The 4,041-nt window shown below is 63.4% G+C and carries 4 protein-coding genes; all 4 read left to right on the plus strand.

Annotation, left to right across the window (positions count from 1 at the left end; all coding sequences use genetic code 11):
* Positions 1 to 412 (plus strand): extracellular solute-binding protein (locus Q4Q11_RS31065; protein ID WP_498571889.1); only part of this gene is annotated, 412 nt, incomplete at its 5' end.
* A gap of 320 nt (positions 413 to 732) precedes the next feature.
* On the plus strand, positions 733 to 2,286 hold the full coding sequence (locus Q4Q11_RS31070; protein ID WP_498571892.1) for an ABC transporter permease: 1,554 nt from the start codon (positions 733 to 735) through the stop codon (positions 2,284 to 2,286).
* Positions 2,283 to 3,338 (plus strand): ABC transporter ATP-binding protein, encoded by a 1,056-nt coding sequence (locus tag Q4Q11_RS31075; RefSeq protein WP_498571890.1) that lies wholly within the window; start codon positions 2,283 to 2,285, stop codon positions 3,336 to 3,338. The genes Q4Q11_RS31070 and Q4Q11_RS31075 overlap by 4 nt, the downstream gene beginning before the upstream one ends.
* A gap of 82 nt (positions 3,339 to 3,420) precedes the next feature.
* The coding region (locus tag Q4Q11_RS31080; RefSeq protein ID WP_498571891.1) for an amidohydrolase at positions 3,421 to 4,041 on the plus strand (621 nt) is incomplete at its 3' end.

Raw genomic sequence — 4,041 nt, forward strand, 5'->3', positions numbered from 1 at the left:
GGGCAACAGTGTCGCCATGAAGGCCGTCAATGCCGGCGAGGTCGAAGGCGCTGTGATCTATCACTATTATTGGTTCGGCGATCAGGCCAAGACCGGCGAAAACAGCAAGAACGTGGCCCTGCACTATTTCAAGAACCAGGATCCGGGCGCCTTCGTCAGCATCTCGGGTGGTGGCGTTCTGGCGTCCAGCCAGCACCAGAAGGAAGCGCAGGCTTTCCTGAAGTGGATTACCGGCAAGGGCGGTCAGGCAGTTCTGCGCGATGGTAATTCCTATGAATATGCCGTCGGCAATGGTGAGGCTTCCAATCCGAAGCTCGTGCCGCTGTCCGATCTTCAGGCTCCGAAGGTCGAGCCTTCCAAGCTGAACAGCAAGAAGGTCACCGATCTGATGACGGAAGCGGGCCTCATCTAAGGCAAAGCCTGCACCGCAGCGCCTTTCGAGCGCTTCGCGCGGGCTTGGCTCTTGCATCACTGTCCTATGCCCTGCTAGGGGCATAGGGATGGCCTTTGGAGCCGGAAGGTTTCAGGTCTGTTCGACCTGAAACCTTCCGGCTCTGAACTCAAAGAAGCAGAGCATGATGTCGTCCGAAAATCGCTCACACTTTTCGGCGTCATGCTCCGGGCCGATCGATCGGGCAATCGCGGTATGCGGCGGTTGCCTTCCTATTTCAGGGCGTGAAAGGCAGCTCGGATTTGCTGCAGAAGAACACATATGCCGGCGAGGCCGCCGCCATGCGAATGCCCCAGTTGACGGCTGCTCCCCGTAGCCGCGTTCGGCATGCATCCGTCGTCGCCCTTGCTTCGATCGTCGCGCTTCTGAGTCTTGTGCCGCTCGGCTTCATCGTCTGGATCACGGTCGACACCGGCTGGGCAGAAGTCACCGCCCTGATCTTCCGTAGCCGCGTCGGCGAGCTGCTCGTCAATACCGTCCTGCTCGAAGTCTGCACCATTCCGCTTTGCATCCTGCTGGCAGTCACGCTTGCCTGGCTGACCGAACGCACTGATATTCCCGGCGCCCGCCTCTGGTCCTGGCTGGCCGCAGCGCCACTTGCCGTGCCTGCTTTCGTGCACAGCTACGCCTGGGTCAGTCTCGTGCCCGGCATGCGCGGGCTCTGGAGCGGCGTGCTGGTTTCGGTTCTTGCCTATTTTCCCTTTCTCTACCTGCCTGTCGCAGCCGCGCTGCGCCGGCTCGATCCGGCGATCGAGGATGCCGCGGCCTCGCTCGGCCTTGGCCCCTGGCACGTCTTCTTCCGCGCGATCCTGCCGCAGCTCCGCCTTGCCATTTGCGGCGGCTCGCTGCTGATCGGCCTGCATCTCCTGGCGGAATACGGTCTCTACGTGATGATCCGCTTCGACACATTCTCGACCGCCATCGTCGACCAATTCCAGTCGGCCTATAACAGCCCGGCCGCGAATATGCTCGGCGGCGTCCTCGTCTTCTGCTGCCTGTTGCTGCTCGGCATCGAGGTACTGGTGCGTGGCAATGAGCGCTATGCCCGCATCGGCTCCGGTGCTGCCCGTCCGGCCGATCGCCGCCGTCTGCGTTGGTTCGTCGTTCCCGCCATCGCGCTGCCCGTCGTCACCGCCGCGCTGACGCTCGGCATTCCCTTCGTCACCCTGGCGCGCTGGCTCATTCTCGGCGGACTGGATATCTGGCGGATCGATTCCGTCGGCTCCGCGCTGCTGCAGACCATTCTTCTCGCGATCGCCGGTGGTCTCCTCGCCACTATTGCAGCGGCCCCCATGGCCTGGCTGTCGGTGCGCGCGCCCGGCCGGCTGCAGCGCGTTCTCGAAGCCTGCCATTATTATGTCGGCTCGCTGCCGGGCGTCGTCGTGGCTTTGGCCCTCGTGTCCATCACCGTCCGGCTGTTCCTGCCGCTTTACCAGACCTTTGCCACGCTGCTGCTTGCCTATGTCCTGCTGTTCCTGCCGCGCGCCATGGTCGGCCTACGCGCCAGCATCGCCCAGGCACCCGTCGAACTCGAGCGGGCTGCCATGGCGCTGGGGCGTACGCCGGCGCAGGCTGTACGGCAGATCACCATGCGGCTTGCGGCTCCCGGCTTCGCCGCCAGCGTGGCACTCGTCGCGCTCGGCATCACCAATGAGCTGACTGCGACGCTGATGCTCTCTCCCAACGGCACGGAAACGCTGGCAACGAAATTCTGGTCTCTGACGAGCGAGATCGATTATGTCTCCGCAGCACCCTACGCCTTCATGATGATCGTCCTGTCGCTGCCGCTTACCCTTCTCCTTTACGTGCAATCCAAGCGAACGGCCGGACAATGACCTTTCTGGCAATCAAGAATATCAGCAAGCGCTATGGCCCCGTGCATGCGCTCGACAACATCGACCTCACGGTCGCTGCCGGCGGCCGAACGGCCATCGTCGGCCCGTCCGGCTCCGGCAAGACGACGCTCCTGCGCATCATCGCCGGCTTCGAAACCCCCGATGCGGGACAGGTGGAGCTGGAAGGCGAGATCCTGGCGGATGGCGAGGCCATCGTGCCCGCGCATCGCCGTGGCATTGGCATCGTCTCGCAGGACGGCGCCCTGTTTCCGCATCTGAGCGTCTCGGAGAATATTGGTTTCGGCATGGAGCGCGGCGCGCGCGACCGCGACCAGCGCATCAACGCCCTCATCGATATGGTCGAGCTCGACCGCGGCATGCTCGACCGCCGGCCGCACCAGCTTTCCGGCGGACAGCAGCAGCGCGTGGCACTGGCGCGCGCGCTCGGCCGCAAACCAAGACTGATGCTGCTCGACGAGCCCTTTTCAGCCCTCGACACCGGCCTGCGCGAAAACATGCGGAAGGCCGTCGCCCGCGTACTGCAGATTGCCGGCATCACGGCGGTTCTAGTGACGCATGATCAGGCAGAGGCGCTGTCCTTTGCCGATCAGGTCGCCGTTCTGCGCCAGGGCAAACTCATACAGGCCGGCACGCCGCAGGCGCTCTATCTTAGTCCGAGGGACCGCGAAACCGCGCTCTTCCTCGGCGATGCCATCGTGTTGCCGGCCGATCTGAACGACGGATCCGCCAAATGCGTCCTTGGGCATATTCCGGTCGATGCCGAGATCCGGCAGGGGCACACCGATATCATGTTGCGGCCCGAGCAATTGCGCCTCCAGGCGATCGGTGAGGCCGGAGCGGGTGCTGCCTGCATCGGCAAAGTGACCGAAATCGAGTTTGGCGGTGCCGTCTGCGCTGTTACGGTCGTGCTCTCCAACGGCTCCGAGACGCTGAACATCAAGAGTTCAGGCGTTGGTCTGCCCGAGGTCGGTAGCATGGTTTCGGTGAGCGTTATCGGAAAGGCACATGTGTTCGACAAGCTCGATACCTGAACGTTAATTCGGGTTGAAGCGGGCGATGCTTTGGCGAAGATGGGGCACGCCGTCATCGTGCCCCTTGCCACAGGAATTCCCCATGTCTTTTCCCGATGAGATCGCGCAGGATCTTCCTTTCCTCACGTCGCTTCGCCGCAACCTTCATGCCCATCCCGAACTCGGCTTCGAGGAGGAGCGCACCAGCGGCATCGTCGCGACCTTGCTGGAGGAAGCGGGGCTGGCGGTGCATCGCGGCCTCGGCAAGACCGGCGTTGTGGGAACGCTGCAGGTCGGCAACGGCACGCGCCGCATCGGCCTTCGCGCCGACATGGATGCGCTGGCCATGCCGGAAAAGGCCAATCGGTCCTACAAATCCACCATTCCGGGCAAGATGCATGCCTGCGGACATGATGGCCATACGACCATGCTGATCGGCGCGGCGCGTCACCTTGCCGCCAAACGCGGATTCTCCGGCACGGTGCATTTCATCTTCCAGCCGGCGGAAGAAGGCCGAGGCGGTGCCAAGCGCATGGTGGACGATGGTCTTTTCGATCTGTTTCCCTGCGACGCCGTTTACGGGCTGCACAATATGCCAGGCCTCGCCGCCGATGAGATGGCCGTTGTCGAGGGACCGCAGCTTGCCTCCTCGGACAGCTGGCGCGTCACTTTCCGTGGGACGGGAACCCACGGCGCCAAGCCGCATCTCGGCAAGGATCCGATC

The sequence above is a fragment of the Rhizobium sp. UFLA01-1127 genome (assembly GCF_059803845.1).

Excerpts from the sequence above, each read along its gene's own strand:
- Q4Q11_RS31075 (WP_498571890.1), top strand. The coding sequence starts at position 2,283 with ATGACCTTTCTGGCAATCAAGAATATCAGCAAGCGCTATGGCCCCGTG.
- Q4Q11_RS31070 (WP_498571892.1), top strand. The coding sequence starts at position 733 with ATGCGAATGCCCCAGTTGACGGCTGCTCCCCGTAGCCGCGTTCGGCAT.